Consider the following 17,242-nt stretch of genomic DNA (forward strand, 5'->3'; position numbering starts at 1 on the left):
GCGCTCGAAGGCGTTCCACGATGCGTACTTCCAGAACATCGGCGACAACACGCTGCCCGACCAGGTGGCGGCGGTGAAGCAGCTGGTGAAGCAGAACCCGTGGATCGATGGTGAGCGCGTCGGTATCTGGGGCCATTCCGGCGGCGGCAACGCCACGGCGACGGCGATGTTCCGCTACGCGGATACCTTCAAGGTCGGCATCTCGGAGTCGGGCAACCACGACAACCGCAACTACGAGGACGACTGGGCTGAGAAGTGGCAGGGCCTGCTGGTCAAGGACAAGGACGGCAAGTCGAACTACGACGACCAGGCGAACCAGAAGTGGGTGGACGGCCTGAAGGGCCACCTGATGATGGCGCACGGCACGTCAGACGATAACGTCCCGCCGTACGAGACCCTGCTGGTCGTCGATGCGCTGATCAAGGCGAACAAGGATTTTGACCTGGTCATGATCCCCAACGCCCACCACGGCTACGGCGCCGCCACGCAGTACATGACACGCCGCCGCTGGGATTACTTCGTGCGTTACCTCAAGGGTGAAACCCCGCCGAAGGAATTCAAGCTGACGCCGATGGAAGCGACGCGCTAAGGCGCGCCGCTATCGTAGGAGCCCACCCAGTGGGCGACGTCTTTCGCGATCACGCCGCAAGTCATGTGGCTCTTTAGCGAAGGGCGTCGCCCACAGGGTGGGCTCCTACGACGTTTTGGCAGCGCAGTGGTTTTATGAAAGGGTGATGTGCACGCCGGGGATCGGCACAAAGTGCATCGCCACCGCGTTCATGCAGTAACGCAGCCCTGTCGGGTCCGGGCCGTCATCGAAGACGTGGCCCAGGTGCGCACCGCAACGGGCGCAGTTCACCGCGGTGCGATCTTCCACCAAGCTCCGGTCATCGCTCTGCACGATGTTCCGCTTCGAGATCGGCTGCCAGAAGCTGGGCCAGCCCGTGCCCGAGTCGAACTTCGTGGCCGAATCGAACAGGGCGGTATCGCAGCCGATGCAGCGGTACAGGCCGTTATCGTGGCGATCCCAGCCGGGGCCGGTATACGGCGGCTCGGTGCCTTCGTGGCGGGTGACGTAGTACGAGCGGCTGTCCAGCTTCGCCCGCCACTGTTCGTCGGTAAGCACCACCTTGGCCTCGACGCACGTCCCAAGCGGCTTCTTGTCCGGCGCGAAGCAATCCAGCGTCACGTTGCCCGGCTGGAACGGCTTCGGTGCCTCGACCGCCATGGCCGGGCGCGTCGCCTTGAAGATGAACGGCAGGGGGATCGCCGCGGCCGCGGCGGTGGCGAACACGCCCAGGAACCGGCGGCGATCGGGATCGTTGCTACGCATGAGACCTCCGGAAGCAGGAAAGGGCGCCGAGGGGCACCCTTTCCGAAAGACCGGCCGTGTTGGGTTTACCTTACACGCTCAGTCGTCGACCCAGTGGCACTGCCGCTCGGTGTGGTACGACGCGTTCTTGTCCTGGTGGTTCTTCTGCACCTGGTTACCCACGTAGCCGCCAGCGACTGCGCCGCCCACCGTCGCCAGGGTCTTGCCCTTGCCGCCACCGACCTGGTGGCCGAGCAGGCCGCCGGCTACGGCACCTACGCCGGTACCGAACAGGCGGTTGTCATCCTTCGAATTGATCTGCTTCACCTCGACGTCCCTGCAGACCTGGTGGCGGGCCATGGCGGGCGCGGCGGCGCCGAGGGCGACGGCGAGGGTGGCCAGGGCAATGAGGGGCTTCTTCATGTCGGGTCCTCCTTCTGAACCGGTGTGTCAACGGATTTCAGGGATACCGCCGGTGTCGTGACGGAGGGGTCAACAGGTCCTGTATATGCGGGTCGCGTCGACATCGCGTACGGCCGCGGTTTAATCGGCGTTCCGCGTGCCTCCGCGACGGCCTCGGTGAGCTCCGCGCCGAGCAGCAGGATCAAGGCGGAGTAATAGACCCAGACGAGCAGCACGACCACGCCACCGGCGGGGCCATAAGGGCCACCGACATTGCTGCGCTCGAGATAAATGCCGATGGCATATTTGCCGACCACGAAGAGCAGGGCGGTAAGCGATGCGCCGATGAAGGCGTCGCGCCATTCGATGATGGCATCGGGCAGCACCTTGTAGATCGCGCCGAAGATCAGGATGAAGACCCCGAAGGAGATGACCATCTCCAGCACGTGCCAGCCCACGGTACCGCCGCGCACGAACACCGCGATCATGGCGCTTGCCGAGAACGAGATGACCAGCAGGAAGGCCAGGGACAGCAGCAGGCCCAGCGCATGCAGGCGGGCGCGCAGCCAGCCAAGGATGGCGCGGCTGGTGTTGCCCGGCCGCGGCTGCAGGCTCCAGACCCGGTTCAGGGCGCCCTGTAACTGGGCGAACACCGCCGAGGCGCCGACCAGGGTCACGCCGAGGCCGACCAGGCCGGCCATGCTGCCGACGCTGGGCCGCTGCTTGGCGTTCTCGATCACCAGCTTGACCGCGTCGGATGCGCGCGGCCCGACCAGGCCGTTCAGGCTATCGATCAGCTGGGCCTGCCACTCGGGGCGCAACGACGCCACGACCCACAGCAAGAGCACCAGCAGCGGGGCGAATGACAGCGCGGAATAGAAGGCGAGGGCCGCCGCGCGGGTCATCAGCTCGTCGTCGCTGAAACCCTTCGCCGTCGTGCGTACCACTTGCCAGCCGAGGTTGATCCTGCGGTCCACCGGGGCTCCTTTCGTCGGTCCGCCCACAGGGTGGGTGTTGGCGCGCGAAAAAAACGTGGACCCGCGCTATCAGGCCGCGAGATCCATACGATCGATAGCCGCCGGGATGCCCTCGGCCCCGTGCACCTCGATGACCCGGTCGGTCATGGTGAAGCCAGCGACCACCTCGTGGGCCCAGGTGCTGTGGTAGGGCATGTAAACGCCCCAACCGCCGAGCTCAATGACCGGGGCGATGTCGGATTTCAGGGAGTTGCCCACCATGGCGAAGCGGGCCGGGGTGATCTCGAACTCGCGGAACAGGCGTTCGTACGCCGCCGGATCCTTCTCGGAGACAATCTCAATGCGGTGGAAGACGTCGGCCAGGCCGCAGCGGGCTACCTTGTATTCCTGGTGGAACAGGTCGCCCTTGGTGATCAGCACCACCCGGTGGGTCTTCGCCACGCGCTCTACCGCCTCGCGGATGCCGGGCAGGAGTTCGACGGGATGGGCGAGTACGTCCTTGCCCAGCCGTACGATCTTGTGGATGTCGCGGGCCTCGATCCGGCCGTCGGTGAGCTCGATCGCGGACTCGATCATCGAGAGCGTCATGCCCTTGGCGCCGTAGCCGAACAGGGCGATGTTGCCGCGCTCCGTGGCCAGCAGGCTATCGCGCAGGCCGCCGCTTTCAAGGTCGATGTACTTGCCGAGGATGGCCTCGAAGGCGTCCTGGGCGCGGTCGTAGAACTCCTGGCTGTGCCAGAGGGTATCGTCGCCGTCGAAGCCGATCAGTTCGATCATGGGGGTATCTCGTGGAACGTACCGCGCTAGGATAGCGCCATGTACGAATTCACTGATATCGCTTGCCCGTACTGCGGGGAGACCATCGAGGTGGCCGTGGATACCTCGGCCGGCAGCCAGACCTATACCGAGGACTGCCAGGTGTGCTGCAGGCCGATCGTGATGCGGCTGGTGGTGGACGAGGGTGATGACACCTACGACCTGACGGCGTCGGCTGAGAACGACGGGTAATCGAAAACTTCGTAGGAGCTCACCCTGTGAGCGACGCCGTTCGCCAATGCGCCACAGGATCTGTGGCGGTATCGCGAAAGATGTCGCCCACAGGGTGGGCTCCTACGCGCGTCGCGTTTAGAACGCGACGCTGGTCTTCAGGCCCAGGATGAACGCGTCATCGCGGTCCTTGCTGCCGCCTGGATCCTTGATGTACTGGAGGTTCGGGCGGATCGCGATCGACGGGATCGGCGACCAGCTGTAGAACACTTCAGCCACTTTCTCGGAACCGCTGTTCACGAACACCGGGTTATCCGGGTACAGCTCGTTCTGCAGGCGCTGGTTGCGTGCCGTGAGGCCGTTGGCATGCGTCGCAGCGAACGCGGCGCCGATGAAGTCGTTCGGGCGATCGAAGATGCCCTTGTACTCCATGCCGAGCGAGACCTGGTTCTGGGTCGCGGAGGTCGAATGGTCGGCCGCGGTGACGTTGAGGAACACCGTGGTGCCCTTGCCACCGGCAACGCCCGACACCTGCTGCTGGAACGTGATCCACGCACCCTGGCGTGACGAGTGCTGCAGTGGTGTGCCGCCAAACTCGACGAGCGGCTGGTGCTGGTCATTGAGGTACAGGTCGTCACCGCCCGCGTTGTTGTACCAGACGCCGACGCGGTACGAGCCGGGCAGGCCGTTGATCGTGGGCTTCCAGCCGAACTCCAGCGGAATGAGTGCGCCCGTGGTGCCACTCGGGAAGCCGGGCTTCCAGCCGTTGCGGCGGGCGTAGCCATCATCCGGGTACTTCGGGTTCATCTGGTACGCGGCCAGCTGCACGAAGGTTTCGTCGCTGGTGTTGTACTTCAGTACGGTGGCCCACTGGCTGGTCGGCCAGTTGATCCAGTAGTCGCCGACCACGTTACCCGGCTGCGCGCCGCAGAACGACAGGTTCATGAAGTCGCACGAGAAGTTGTTGATGTCCTCGCCGACGGGCAGGCGGCCCAGCTTCCAGCTCAGCCTGCCATCGAAGAACTTCTGTTCGAGCGACAGGATGGTGAGATGCCAGGTCTGGCCGCGGCCATACACTTCCTGGATCAGCTGGTTGTTGCCGATGTTCGCATCGGCACCGATGTCGCGGCCGTTACGGTCGGTGACCATGACGTTGAATTTGGCGCCGTCCCAGCCCCACAGCTTCTGCAGGTCGAACGAGGCGCCGAACTTCCACTGGTCGGTGTAGCGGGTGATGTTGCGATCGCCGCCGGAGTAGTTGTGCGCGGCTTCGAAGCCGTAGCCGAAGTCGAACGTGATGCCCTTGTCAGCGAGCCGGGTGCGCTCGCCACCCCAGTCGCCGAAGAGATATTTGCTGCTGGATGCGTCGTCTGCATGGGCGGTGCTGGCGAACGCGAGACCCGCCAGCATCATTGCCGCGAGTGGACGCTTGATCAGATTCGTAAGCATGAACCCTTCTCCCTGAAACTAAAAAACCAAAAAAGTTACGCTTTTTCGTACTTGCTTTTTGTTTATTCCAGTTGCGTTGCACAACATTTTCAGTGCACACAACCGACGCAATATATACGTTTTGTCATACTAAAGGGTGGGCATCGCGAATTCTGCGCCAGCGCTTTCATCGTGGTTCAGCCAACGCTGTGTAACGGCCTTCTGTCGCGTGTAGAAACGTACGGATTCCGGGCCGTGCGCATGGTGATCGCCCATCAGGCTCTTCTTCCACCCACCAAAACTGTGGAACGCCATCGGTACGGGAATGGGTACGTTGATGCCGATCATTCCGACCTGGACGCGGTGAGAAAATTCGCGCGCGACTTGTCCATCCCGCGTGAAGATCGACGTGCCGTTGCCAAATTCGTGCTCGTTGACCAGCTTCAGCGCAGTCGCGAAATCGGCAACGCGCACCACGCAGAGTACCGGTCCAAATATCTCTTCCTTGTAAATTCGCATGGTCGGCGTGACGTGATCGAACAATGTTCCGCCAACAAAGAAGCCTTGTTCACAGCCGGCAACCTGGTAGCCGCGACCGTCGACGACGAGCTCGGCGCCGGCGGCTTCGCCATCGTCGATGTAGCCCGTGATCCGGTCGCGATGCACCGCCGTGACCACGGGACCCATCTCGACGGTTTCGTCCAGTCCCTGGCCGATGCGCAGCGATTCGACGCGCGGCTTGAGTCGCGCCACCAGCGCGTCCGCCGTGGCATCGCCCACGGCAACGACGACCGAAATGGCCATGCAGCGTTCACCAGCCGCGCCGTATCCCGCGCCCATCAGGGCATCCGTGGTGCGATCGAGATCCGCGTCGGGCATCACAATCATATGATTCTTGGCCCCACCCAAGGCTTGGACGCGCTTGCCCTTTGCGGTGCCGCGCGCATAGATGTACTCGGCGATGGGTGTGGAACCGACAAAACTCACGGCCTGCACGAGCGGATGGTCGAGCAGTGCGTCGACTGCCGTCTTGTCACCGTGCACCACGTTGAAGACACCGTCGGGGAGTCCGGCCTCCTTCAGCAGTACCGCGAGTTCCACGGCGAGAGAAGGGTCGCGCTCGGAAGGCTTCAGCACGAACGTGTTGCCGCAGGCGATCGCCATGGGGAACATCCACATGGGCACCATGGCGGGGAAGTTGAACGGCGTGATGCCTGCGCAGACACCGACCGCCTGGCGCATCGTCCACGCATCGATGCCGTTGGCGATCTGCTCGGTGTACTCACCCTTGAGCAGCTCGGGGATACCACAAGCGTATTCGACCACCTCGAGGCCGCGGATGATTTCGCCCTTCGCATCGGAGAGCACCTTGCCGTGCTCGGCGACGATGATGCGTGCGAGCTTGTCCATGTCGCGTTCAATCAGTTCCTTGAAGCGGAACATCACGCGCGCACGCTTCAGAGGCGGTGTTTCGGCCCATGCGCGGAACGCGGCGTGCGCGGCCTGCACCGCGGTGTCGACATCCGCCACGGAGGCAAGATCGACTTCGGCGGCGACGCGGCCGTTTGCCGGGTTGTAGACGGGGGCGGTGCCGGCGGGGGATCCGGCGTAGGTCGTGCCGGCGATGAAGTGGCCGATGCGGTACAGGGTGCTGTTCGTTTCAGGCTGGGCGGACATGGTTCGTGCTTCTCCAATCGCGCGCTCTAGCGCGCGATCATCCATTCGTGGGCGGGGTCATTGCGGAAGTGCCATTCGCGGCGGGGACCGGCCATGACATTGAGGTAGTAGCCGCGGTACCCGTGCGGCATGACGACGGGGTGGTAGCCGCGCGGCACCATGACGACATCGTGGTCGCCGACGGCCATCGATTCATCGATATCGCGCTCATCGGTGTACACGCGCTGGAACGCGAAGCCCTGCGGCGGGTCGATGCGGTGGTAGTAGGTTTCCTCGAGCACGCTCTCTTCCGGCAGGTTGTCGGTGTCGTGCTTGTGCGGTGGGTAACTCGAGGAGTGGCCGGCAGGCGTCAGCACTTCCACCACGAGCAGCGACTCGGCCTGTTCGGTTTCGGGAAGGATGTCGCAGACATAGCGCGTGTTGGCGCCGGTGCCGCGCACCGAACGCTTCATGGTGGAGGGCTCGATCAGGCGCGCCTTGAACCGGCCGGATGCGGGTGCGCTGGCGAGGGCTAGCTCGGCATCGTCGTGCGCGTGCACCGTATATGTCGACGAAGGAGGCGCGTAGACGGCGTGGGTCGATTGCTCATCGAAGACGCTGGCGCGTCCACCGAGGTTGGACCAGGCTTGCTCACCGACGGTAATGTCGACGGTTCCCGTCAACACGACGAGACACCCCTCGCGATCGGCCGGCAGCTTCAGCGTGGTCGTCTCGCCACGCTTCATCCGGCGGGCCGCGAATCCCACGTGCTTCCAGTGCGCCGACTCCGGCGTGACAGTGACGATTGCTTCGCCCTGCGGGGAAGCCTTGACGAGGAGGCTCATGCGACCTCCTTCATGGGCTCGCCATCGAGCAGCGAGCGCAGGGTCTGGTAGCCCTTTTCCGCATAGGCATAGCTCGGAGCCACGGACGGATCCTGCTCGGCCTCGACGACGAGCCATCCCTTGTAGCCGTGCGCCTTCAGTCGCTGGATGATGCCGGCGAAATCGATGACGCCATCACCGGGCACGGTAAAGGCGCCATTGAGCACCGATTCCAGGAAGGTCCAGTGACGGTTGCGGGCGAGCCGCACGACGCCGGGACGCACATCCTTGCAGTGCACGTGGCAGATGCGCGCGATGTGCTTCTCGAGCACCTTGACCGGATCGCCGCCGCCGAAATACGTATGCCCGCTATCGAACAGCAGCCCGACTTCGTCACCGGTATGCGCCATGAGCTGGTCGACATCATCGGGTGATTCGACGTACGCACCCATGTGGTGGTGGTACGCCAGGCGCACGCCGCGCGAGAGCGTGAACTTCGCGAACTCGGTCAGGTTATCGCCGTAGCGTTTCCACTCATCGGCCGTGCGGAAGCGCGGGCGCTTGTACAGCGGATGCGGCTCGCCCTGGATCGCATTCGCCACCTCGCCGTAGACCATGACCTGGCAGCCGTTCTCGGCGAGGAGGCGCAGGTGTTGCTCCACCGCCACGATCTCGTCCTTCGCGGGGCGCACCGCGGCGCGTCCGGAGTACCAGCCGCTGACCACGTCGAGGCCGTACCCGGCCATGAGCTCGCGAAGTGCCGCCGGTTCCCGCGGGAACTTGTTGCCGAGCTCGAAGCCTTCGTAGCCGATCGCCGTGCCTTCGCTGAGCGCGGTGGACAACGGCGTCTCGCCGCCCAGGGAGGGCAGGTCGTCGTTGCTCCACGAGATCGGGTTGATGCCGATGCGGATGGGATCGTTCTTCATGCTGGCGTGTTCCTGGCCTTGCGGGCCACGGTGGCGGTCTCGTAGCCGCTACGCGCATCGCGTACGGCATCCCGCGTGGAGACTTCCGGCACCGCCACGTCCCACCATACGCCGCCTTCCTCGGTGGTGCGCGTGTGGTCCGTATCGATGCTGATGAGATAGGTGCGGTCGGCGGCGCGTGCGCGTTGCAGCGCCGCTTCGAGCCCGGCGATGTCCGCGACGTGCTCGGCGATGGCTCCGAGCGCGCGGGCGTGCGCCGCGAAATCGATGGGTGGTGCGCCGTGCGGCCCTTGCAGGCAGTTATCGAACATGTTGTTGAACGGGGCACCGCCCGTTGCTTGCTGCAACCGGTTGATGCAGCCGTAGCCGCGGTTGTCGAGCAGCACGATGATGAGCTTGGCATCGAGCATCACCGAGGTGGCGATCTCGGAGTTCATCATGAGGTAGCTACCGTCACCCACCATGACGATGACCTCTCGGTCGGGCTCGGCCATCTTGACGCCCAGGCCGCCGGCGATCTCGTAACCCATGCACGAGTAGCCGTATTCCATGTGGTAACCGCCGGGCGTTTCGGTGCGCCACAGCTTCTCCAGTTCCGCCGGTAGCGTGCCGGCCGCGCAGACGACGATGTCGCTCATGGCCGAGGTGGTGGAGGAACGCTGGACCGCCCCGATGACTTCACCGTCATAGGGCAGGCGACCCGGAGGGGGGGCGCGCTGGCCGGTGATGCGGTCGACGATGTCCACCCATTCGCGGGCGGCCTCGCTGGCCCGCTGGGTCCAGCCCTCGGGGGCGGCCCAGTCTTCCAGTCCGAAGCTCAGGTCGTCGAGGACCTGGGCGGCATCGCCGATCACCTCGATGCCATCGCCCTTGAGCGAATCGAAGGCGTTGACGTTGACCGAAAGGATCGGGATATGCCGGAACAGCGCATTGGACCCGGTCGTAAAATCCTGCAGGCGGGTGCCGACGGCGATGATCAGGTCGGCATCGCGAAGCAGTGCATTGGCCGCGGTGGAGCCGCAGACGCCCGCGGGGCCCAGCTGGAGCGGATGGTTCCACGGCATCGCACCCTTGCCGGCCTGCGTTTCGCATACCGGCACGCCGTGCCTGTCGGCGAAGGCGAGGAGCTCCGGCGTGGCTTTCGCGTACAGCGCGCCGCCGCCGGCGATGATCACCGGCCGCTCCGAAGCTTCAATCGCGTCCAGCGCCACCATGAGCTCGTCATCGGTGGGCTGCGGTGCGCGGAACACGATCTCGCGCGGTTCGAAGAAGGACAGCGGGAAATCGTAGGCCTCGGCCTGGACATCCTGCGGCAACGCTAGCGTGACCGGCCCGCACAAGGCGGGATCCGTCAGGGCGCGCACGGCACGGGGGAGTGCGGTGAGCAACTGCTCGGGCCGCACGATCCGGTCGAAGTAGCGGGAGACCGGCCGGAAACAGTCGTTCACCGATACCGTGCCGTCGCCGAAGTCCTCCAGCTGCTGGAGCACGGGATCCGGTGCGCGCGAGACGAAGATATCACCCGGCAGGAGCAGGACGGGCAGGCGGTTCACATGGGCCAGCGCCGCGGCCGTGACCAGGTTGGTCGCGCCGGGGCCGAGCGATGTGGTGACCGCCATCATCTGCCGCCGCATGCTGGCTTTCGCGTAGGCGATGGCGGCGTGCGCCATCGCCTGTTCGTTGTGGGCGCGGAACGTGGGGAAGCTCTCGCGCACCTCGTATAGCGCCTCGCCGAGGCCTGCCACGTTGCCGTGGCCAAAGATGGCGAAGACACCGGCGAAGAGCGGTTCAGCCTCCTCGGCATCCGCATCGCGGGCATAGAGCGCCTGGAGGTAGCGCACCAACGCCTGGGCGGTGGTCAGGCGGATCGTGTCGGTCATGCGGTTGCGCCTTCCTTCACCGGCTGGGACGCATCGCGGCGGGCACCTTGCCGCCATGCGCGGATCATCGCTTCGAACGCGGCGCGCGCCTGGTCGATCAACGCGGCGTCGTCGATCTTGCCCGCCAGCCAGGCCTTCGCCGGCTCACAGAACAGCGTGCGGCCGACCGCGAAGCCGCGGCAGGTGCTGCTGCCAGCCGCTTCCGCGAAGCCGGCGGCGAGGGAGTCCGCCGGCGCGTTGAGGCCAAGCAGCAGCACGCCGCGGCAGAACGGATCGCGCTCGGCGATCAGCGCATCGATAGCCGCCCATGCTTCGCCCTGGGGCGGGCAGAGCTTCCACCAGTCGGGCCGGATGCCGAGGTTGTAGATGCGCTTCATGGAACGCAGGACGAGGTCGTCACGCTGGGCCTGGCTGGTGCAGCCCGGCGGTATGACCTCGAGCAGCAGCTCGTGGCCGCTCGTCTTCGCAGCGTCGTACAGCGAGAGCAACTGGGTTTCCTGCTCGACGCGGTGCAGCGGGTCTGCATCCGGATCGAACTGCACGAGGCACTTGATCACGTGCTCGCGCGGCCAGCTCACCAGCTGGCTGCCGATGGAGCGGCCACGCTCGAACTCCAGCGGGTTCGAACCCGGGACCTCGACGGGGCGCCCGATCCACCAGCCGCGGCCGGTGGCGGCGTTCAACGCATCCTGCCCGTAGCGATCGTCGATCAACAGGCCGATATGGCCGGCCAGGCCGTTCTCGCGTTCGGTCGCGGCCACGGCCTCGACGAGCAGGGTCTTCAGCCTCGGCAGGCGCGACTCGTCCGCACCGGCCTCGCGCGCGAGTTCGAAGAAGGGCGTGCGGTGATCGAACGCGAATACGTAGAGTTCCTGCCAGGCCTTTCGCGGCACCGCGGCGCGATGCAGGTGCGACAGCTCGGCATCGAGGTCGGGGCGTGGAATGCCGCCTTCGCGCGAGAGGAACGCGTCGAGCTCGGCGCGGCACGGCATCGCAGGTGCGCACGCATGGCGCGAGACCACGATCGCGCCGCTGGCGTTCGCCCACGCGCAGGCCTTTTCCACCGTTTCGCCGCTGAGCCAGCCCGCCAGGAAGCCGGAAAGGAAGGCGTCGCCCGCGCCGAGCACGTTGAGGACCTCTACGCGCGCGCCACGATAGGTCGGTGCCTCGTCGATATCCGTGGGAATGGCGCCCTCGACGATCGAGCAGCCGAGCGGCCCGCGCTTCACCACGAGCGTTGCATCGGAGACGCTGCGCACGGCACGCAGCGCGCTGAGCAGGTCCTCGCTGCCGCCGGCGATGTGGAACTCTTCCTCCGTACCGACGATCAGGTCGAACAAGGGCAGGTTGGCCTGGAGATGCTTCGTGACATGTTCCGCGGCGACGAAACGCTGCTCGCCGTTGCCGCGGCCGGTCAGGCCCCACAGCACCGGGCGGTAGTCGATATCGAGCACCGTGCGCACGTCATGCTTCCGCGCGAGCTCGAGCGCCCGCTGGCTGGCCGCCAGCACGCCCGGCTGCGAGAGATGGGTGCCGGTGATCGCGAGCGCGCGGCAGCCCGCGATGAAGTCCTCGTGGATGTCATCGGCCTGCAGGGCCATGTCCGCGCAGTTTTCGCGATAGAACAGCAGCGGGAAGGTAGTGCTGTCCTTGATGCCGAGGATGGCGAGCGCCGTGAGCCGCTCGGGATCGACCCTGACCTGACTGACATCGCAGCCTTCGCCGGCGAGCGTTTCCAGGAGGAACGTGCCCATCTGGTCGTCGCCGACGCGCGAGAGCATGGCCGAGCGCAGCCCGAGCCGTGCAGTGCCGAACGCCACGTTGGCCGACGAGCCGCCGAGGTACTTGGCGAAGCTGGTGACATCCTCGAGGCGCGCGCCGATCTGTTGGGCATAGAGATCCACCGCGAGCCGGCCGAGGCAGGCGACATCGATGGGGCGGGAGGTGGAGCGGGGGAGAGGACTACGCATAGGTATAGGGGTCTTCAGGCCGCGCGGCCTTCCAGTTCATCGACCAGGCTCTGGATCTCGGTACCGCCGGCCATCATGTCGAGCACTTCTTCCTTCGTGATGTCGGTCTTCGCGAAGGTGCCCATGGACTGGCCGCGGTTGAGCAGCGTGAAGCTGTCCGCGATGGGGTAGGCGTGGTGCACGTTATGGGTGATGAAGATCACCGAGATGCCGCGTTCGCGGGCCTTGTGGATCAGCTTGAGTACGTTGCAGCTCTGCTTGACGCCGAGCGCCGCGGTGGGCTCGTCGAGGATGAGCACCTTGGCGCCGAAGTGGATGGCGCGCGCGATGGCGAGGCACTGCCGCTCGCCGCCGGACATGGTGCCGACCGGCTGGCTGGCATCGCGCACGTGGATGCCCATCTCGGCCAGCTTGTCGCGTGCGGTTTCGTTCGCGTACTTCATGTCCAGCACGTTCAGCACGCCGAACATGCGGCGGCGGGGCTCGCGGCCGGCGAAGAAATTCCGCGCGACGCTCATCAGCGGGACCAGCGCGAGGTCCTGGTAAACGGTCGCGATGCCGCGATCGAGCGCTTCGCGCGGCGACTTGAACTTCACCGACTCGCCGTCGACCCGGTAATCGCCGCTGCTGGGCTGGTGCACGCCGGCCAGGGTCTTGATCAGCGTGGACTTGCCGGCGCCGTTATCGCCGAGCAGGCAATGGACCTCGCCGCGCTTCAGCTTCAGCGTGACGCCCTGCAGGGCGATGACCGTGCCGAAGAATTTGCTGACGTTATCGAGTTCGAGGATGTAATCACTGGCCATGGGAGCCGCCCTCACTTCGTGCTCGCAGCGCGGCTGCGGATGTAGTGGTTGAACAGCACCGCGATCAGCAGCATGCCGCCGAGGAAGACGCGGTACCAATCCGAATCGATGTTGGTGTACGAGATGCCGATCTGCACGACGCCGAAGATGATGGCGCCGAAGCAGGCACCGATGACCGAGCCGAAGCCGCCGGTGAGCAGCGTGCCGCCGATGACGACGGCGATGATCGCCTCGAACTCCTTCTGCAGGCCGCGATCCGAAGCGGCAGAGCCGAACTCGGCCACCTGCAGCACGCCGAACAGGCAGGCGCAGAAGGCGGTGAGCACGAACAGCGAGATCTTCACCCTGCGTACGGGTACGCCGACGTTCTTGGCGGCATTGGCATCGCCGCCCACGGTGTAGATCCAGTTACCGAAGCGGGTGCGGGCGAGCACGAAGCCGGCGACGACGGCGAGTGCGATCCACCACAGCAGCACCTTGGGGATGCCGCCGACGACCGGTTCACCATTGGGGAACGAATCGATGACGCCGTGCGAGGCGAGGAACGCGAACAGGCCGTGCATCGTCGTGCCCGAGAACAGCGCGGAGACGAAGGGGGATTCATCGAACTTGCTGCCGACGCCGCTCACGATGGTGCTGTTCGCGAACGTCGTGGAAAGCACGAGGGTGAGCCCGCGCAGCACGAACATGAAAGCGAGGGTGACGATGAACGACGGCAGCTTCGTACGTACCACCAGGTAGCCGTTGAGCCAGCCCAGCGCCATGCACACCAGGAAGGCCGCGATGACCGAGGCCCATAGCGGCCAGCCCAGGTACATGGGTGGAATGGCGACGACGACGCCGGCGAAACCGATCATGGAGCCGATGGAAAGGTCGAATTCGCCGGCGATCATCAGCAGGCAGGCGCCCACGGCGAGGATGCCGAGGTACGCCGCCACCTTGGCCCAATTGATGACGCCATCGAGCGCGAACATGCCCGAGTCGCCCGCGGTGAAGGCGAAGAAGACGAAGACCAGCACGGTGCCGGCGATGGAGCCCAGTTCGGGCCGATCGAGCAGTACGCGCCACGGGGATATCTTCCGTACGCGTTCATCCGTGGGTTTGGCGGCTTCCTGCGCATTCGCGCGCTGACGCTGGATCATGTGGGTAACGCTCTCGTTGATGGCGCTCATGGGGTTCTCCCGTCGGTCAGCGGTACTGGCCGGCGTACTTCTCGACAGTGGCGACGTTCTCCTTCGTGACGAAGGCCGGGCCCGAACTCACGCCGTTGGCGGTGTAGATGGGCTTGAGGTCGTACTCCTTGAGGCGCGCCTGGAACTTCGGGTTGGCCTTGAGTGCGGCGATGATCTTTGCCGGGTCCTTGGTGTTCTGGTCGTGCGCGATGACCAGCGCGGCGATGCCCATGTAGCCCTGCAGGTAGGGCTGCTGGTCGATCGCGTACTGGATCGTGCCGGACTTGATGCCGGCGATGATCGCGGGCGAGAGATCGAAGGTGCCGAAGTTGATCGCGCCCTTCAGGTGCAGGTCTTCCACGACCTTGATGGCGGGCTCGGCGGCGTTCGGGCCGAGTGCCAGGATGGCCTGGGTCTTGGGGTGGGCGCGCAGGTAGGCGGTGAGCTTGGACGAGACCACGGTCGGGTCCATGCCGGTATCGATCATGGAGGTGGAACGCCAGTCCTTCACGCCGATGGCATCGGCATAGCCCTGGCAACGCTCGAACGAGGCGTTGTTGGTGGCGTAGTGGTTCACGCAGACGAAGCTCTTGATGCCGGCGGCCTTCGCCCGTTCACCCGCGGCCTTGCCCGCGTCGTATTCGCCCTGGCCGACATGCATGATCGCGCCAATCTTCGCGCTTTCCTGCGGTGTGCCCGAATTGATCGTGACGATGGGGATACCCTTGGCCGAGACTTTCGCGGCGGGGCCCTTGAGCTGGTCGAAGTTGGCGATGTCGAAGGCGACGCCCTTGTAGTTGCGCGCCGCGGCGGATTCGAGCTGCCGGGCCATCTCGGCGAGATCGCCGTTGCCGGAACCCCGGTAATCGACGGCGACACCAAAGTCTTCGCCCGCCTGCTTGATCGAGTTCTTGATGGTGTTCCACCAGGAATCGGAATCGGCGGCGTGGGTGACGAGGACGTAGCGGTCGCCGGGGGCCGCCCGGGAGGCCGGGGCGGCAAGGCCGAGGCCCGGGGCGAGGGCGGCTGCCAGCGTGGCGTGGAACGGTTTGAATCGCATATTGCCTCCACTTTGGGACCGGCGCGGCCGGTCGGGATCGGGGACGGTCTGAGCGATAGCGGCCCTGCGGCCGCTGTTTTGCCGAAAAGCGGACCGAGCATGGACCTGCCGTTCCACGGTTGCAACTTGCATTGCAACATCGAAATAAATGGAAAATATGTTCCATGCCGTGCTTCAATCCGGTCGGACCCCTGTTGGAGCCACCGATGGCCAAACGCAGCGAAGCCGATACCCTGATGAGCCGTATCGCCGAGGAATTCGAGGCCCTCCCGCGCCAGTTGCAGGGGGTAGCCCGGTACCTTGAGGAACATCGGAGTTCGATCATGGTCCAGCGCGTTGGCGAGATCGCCGAGGGCGCCGGGGTCCATGCATCGGCCGTGGTCCGCTTCGCCCAGCGCTTCGGCTATTCCGGCTTCAGCGAGATGCAGGCCGTGTTCCGCGATGCGTTCACCGCGCAGGCCTCGCCATCGCGCAGCTACAAGCAACGCATCCGTACCGTCATCGAGAACCGCTCGGGCGGCGTGCCCGCGGCGGAGATCGCGTCGCGCTTCATTGACGCGAGCCGCATGGGCCTCGACGAACTGGCCGCGGAAATCGACGAAACGCGCTTCGAGAAGGCAGTGGATACGCTTGCCGCCGCCGAGAACATCTACGTGATCGGCGTGCGCCGTTCCTTCGCCATCGCCACGTACATCGCCTACGCCCTGCAGCACACGCAGAAGCGCGTGCACCTGGTCAGTGGGCTGGGCGGCATGTTCCGCGAGCAGCTGCGCAGCATCGGGAAGAACGATGCCCTCATCGCCATCAGTTTCCCGCCGTTCGGGAACGAGACGCTTTATGCCATGCGCGTCGCGCAGCAACACCACGCGAAGGTGCTGGCCATTACCGAAAGCGACCTGGGGCCGCTGGCCCGCCACTCGGATGTCCTGCTGAAGGTGAAGGAGGGCAGCGCGTTCGCCTTCCGCGGCCTCACCAGCACGATGTGCCTGTGCCAGGCCCTGTTCGTCGCGCTCGCCTACAAGCTTGAACTTACCGTTGAAGAAACCCTTCCCCGAGGAGAATACGATGATTGAAGTCGCGGTCTTTGGCGCCGGTCGCATCGGCAAGATCCACGCAGGCAATGTCGCGCGCCATCCCGAGGCGCACCTGCGCTACGTGGTCGATGTGCACGAGCCGTCGGCGAAGGAGCTGGCAGGCAAGCATGGCGCGAAGGTGGCCAGTATCGACGAGGCCCTGAACGATCCCGCGGTAGGCGCCGTCGTGATCGGCTCGAGCACCGACACGCACGCGGACCTGATCCATCGCGCCGCCGCCGCTGGCAAGGCGATCTTCTGCGAGAAGCCCGTCGACCTGGACGTGGAGCGCGCACGCTCCTGCCAGGCCGCGGTCGAGAAGGCGGGCGTGGTCTGCATGATCGCATTCCAGCGTCGCTTCGATCCGACGTTCTCCTCGCTCAAGAAGCGCCTGGACGACGGCGAAATCGGTACGCCCGAGGTACTCATCGTCACGAGCCGCGACCCGGGCGCGCCGCCGGTGAACTACATCAAGAGCTCTGGCGGCGTGTTCAAGGACATGCTGATCCACGACTTCGACATCTTCCGCTGGATCCTGGGCGAGGAAGCGGTGAGCGTGCATGCCGCCGGCAGCTGCCTCACCGATCCTGCGATCGAAGGTGCCGGCGATATCGATACGACCGCGGTGACGATCCGGACGAAGAGCGGCCGGCTCTGTCAGATCAACACCTCGCGCCGCGCCGCCTACGGGTACGACCAGCGTTTCGAAGTGCTGGGCAGCAAGGGCATGCTCCAGGCGGGTAATGTCGCGCCCACGCAGGTGGTCTCGCAT

The 17,242-nt window shown here is 65.3% G+C and carries 17 protein-coding genes; 4 read left to right on the plus strand and 13 right to left on the minus strand.

Annotation, left to right across the window (positions count from 1 at the left end; genetic code table 11):
• A partial coding sequence (locus ACTHLF_RS02390; RefSeq protein WP_440324519.1) for a prolyl oligopeptidase family serine peptidase occupies positions 1-589 on the plus strand: 589 nt, incomplete at its 5' end.
• Between the two features lie 132 nt (positions 590-721).
• On the opposite strand, the gene msrB is transcribed toward ACTHLF_RS02390, so the two are convergent.
• From msrB to ACTHLF_RS02410, 4 genes are all read right to left on the minus strand, one after another.
• Positions 722-1,333: a peptide-methionine (R)-S-oxide reductase MsrB gene (msrB, locus tag ACTHLF_RS02395; protein ID WP_440324521.1), complete on the minus strand. Its 612-nt coding sequence runs from the start codon at positions 1,331-1,333 to the stop codon at positions 722-724.
• 78 nt (positions 1,334-1,411) lie between these two features.
• On the minus strand, positions 1,412-1,735 hold the full coding sequence (locus tag ACTHLF_RS02400) for a glycine zipper 2TM domain-containing protein (RefSeq protein ID WP_440324523.1): 324 nt from the start codon (positions 1,733-1,735) through the stop codon (positions 1,412-1,414).
• A complete protein-coding gene (locus tag ACTHLF_RS02405) occupies positions 1,732-2,691 on the minus strand; it encodes a YihY/virulence factor BrkB family protein (RefSeq protein ID WP_440324525.1) in 960 nt (319 codons plus the stop codon). The genes ACTHLF_RS02400 and ACTHLF_RS02405 overlap by 4 nt, the downstream gene beginning before the upstream one ends.
• A 69-nt stretch (positions 2,692-2,760) precedes the next feature.
• Complete coding sequence (locus tag ACTHLF_RS02410; protein WP_440324527.1) at positions 2,761-3,468, minus strand: HAD family hydrolase; 708 nt, start codon at positions 3,466-3,468, stop codon at positions 2,761-2,763.
• 39 nt (positions 3,469-3,507) lie between these two features.
• On the opposite strand from ACTHLF_RS02410, the gene ACTHLF_RS02415 reads away from it, so the two are divergent.
• Positions 3,508-3,699, plus strand: coding sequence for a CPXCG motif-containing cysteine-rich protein (locus ACTHLF_RS02415; protein WP_440324529.1), 192 nt, complete (start codon positions 3,508-3,510; stop codon positions 3,697-3,699).
• Between the two features lie 117 nt (positions 3,700-3,816).
• Here the strand turns inward: ACTHLF_RS02415 and ACTHLF_RS02420 are convergent, their stop codons facing one another.
• The 9 genes from ACTHLF_RS02420 to ACTHLF_RS02460 form a co-directional block, all read right to left on the minus strand.
• Positions 3,817-5,127 (minus strand): carbohydrate porin, encoded by a 1,311-nt coding sequence (locus ACTHLF_RS02420; protein WP_440324531.1) that lies wholly within the window; start codon positions 5,125-5,127, stop codon positions 3,817-3,819.
• Between the two features lie 129 nt (positions 5,128-5,256).
• On the minus strand, positions 5,257-6,828 hold the full coding sequence (locus tag ACTHLF_RS02425) for a CoA-acylating methylmalonate-semialdehyde dehydrogenase (protein WP_440324533.1): 1,572 nt from the start codon (positions 6,826-6,828) through the stop codon (positions 5,257-5,259).
• Complete coding sequence (iolB, locus tag ACTHLF_RS02430; RefSeq protein ID WP_440324535.1) at positions 6,810-7,607, minus strand: 5-deoxy-glucuronate isomerase; 798 nt, start codon at positions 7,605-7,607, stop codon at positions 6,810-6,812. The genes ACTHLF_RS02425 and iolB overlap by 19 nt, the downstream gene beginning before the upstream one ends.
• Entirely contained in the window at positions 7,604-8,512 is a 909-nt protein-coding gene (iolE, locus tag ACTHLF_RS02435; RefSeq protein ID WP_440324537.1) for a myo-inosose-2 dehydratase, read from the minus strand. Before iolE ends, iolB begins: the two co-directional genes overlap by 4 nt.
• Positions 8,509-10,392 carry a 3D-(3,5/4)-trihydroxycyclohexane-1,2-dione acylhydrolase (decyclizing) gene (iolD, locus tag ACTHLF_RS02440; protein ID WP_440324539.1) on the minus strand — a complete coding sequence of 628 codons (1,884 nt, stop codon included), beginning with the start codon at positions 10,390-10,392 and terminating at the stop codon, positions 8,509-8,511. Before iolD ends, iolE begins: the two co-directional genes overlap by 4 nt.
• Positions 10,389-12,362 (minus strand): bifunctional 5-dehydro-2-deoxygluconokinase/5-dehydro-2-deoxyphosphogluconate aldolase, encoded by a 1,974-nt coding sequence (locus tag ACTHLF_RS02445; RefSeq protein ID WP_440324541.1) that lies wholly within the window; start codon positions 12,360-12,362, stop codon positions 10,389-10,391. The genes iolD and ACTHLF_RS02445 overlap by 4 nt, the downstream gene beginning before the upstream one ends.
• A 14-nt stretch (positions 12,363-12,376) precedes the next feature.
• Positions 12,377-13,165, minus strand: a complete 789-nt coding sequence (locus ACTHLF_RS02450; RefSeq protein ID WP_440324543.1) for an ATP-binding cassette domain-containing protein — start codon at positions 13,163-13,165, stop codon at positions 12,377-12,379.
• 11 nt (positions 13,166-13,176) lie between these two features.
• On the minus strand, positions 13,177-14,337 hold the full coding sequence (locus tag ACTHLF_RS02455) for an ABC transporter permease (protein ID WP_440324545.1): 1,161 nt from the start codon (positions 14,335-14,337) through the stop codon (positions 13,177-13,179).
• 16 nt (positions 14,338-14,353) lie between these two features.
• Entirely contained in the window at positions 14,354-15,397 is a 1,044-nt protein-coding gene (locus ACTHLF_RS02460; RefSeq protein WP_440324547.1) for a sugar ABC transporter substrate-binding protein, read from the minus strand.
• Between the two features lie 206 nt (positions 15,398-15,603).
• Here ACTHLF_RS02460 and ACTHLF_RS02465 point away from each other — a divergent pair, with 206 nt between their 5' ends.
• Together ACTHLF_RS02465 and ACTHLF_RS02470 are read left to right on the plus strand one after the other, a co-directional pair.
• Complete coding sequence (locus ACTHLF_RS02465; protein ID WP_440324549.1) at positions 15,604-16,470, plus strand: MurR/RpiR family transcriptional regulator; 867 nt, start codon at positions 15,604-15,606, stop codon at positions 16,468-16,470.
• Positions 16,463-17,242 (plus strand): Gfo/Idh/MocA family protein (locus ACTHLF_RS02470; RefSeq protein WP_440324551.1); only part of this gene is annotated, 780 nt, incomplete at its 3' end. The genes ACTHLF_RS02465 and ACTHLF_RS02470, both read left to right, overlap by 8 nt.

Source organism: Luteibacter sp., from assembly GCF_051958795.1.
Lineage (GTDB): Bacteria > Pseudomonadota > Gammaproteobacteria > Xanthomonadales > Rhodanobacteraceae > Luteibacter.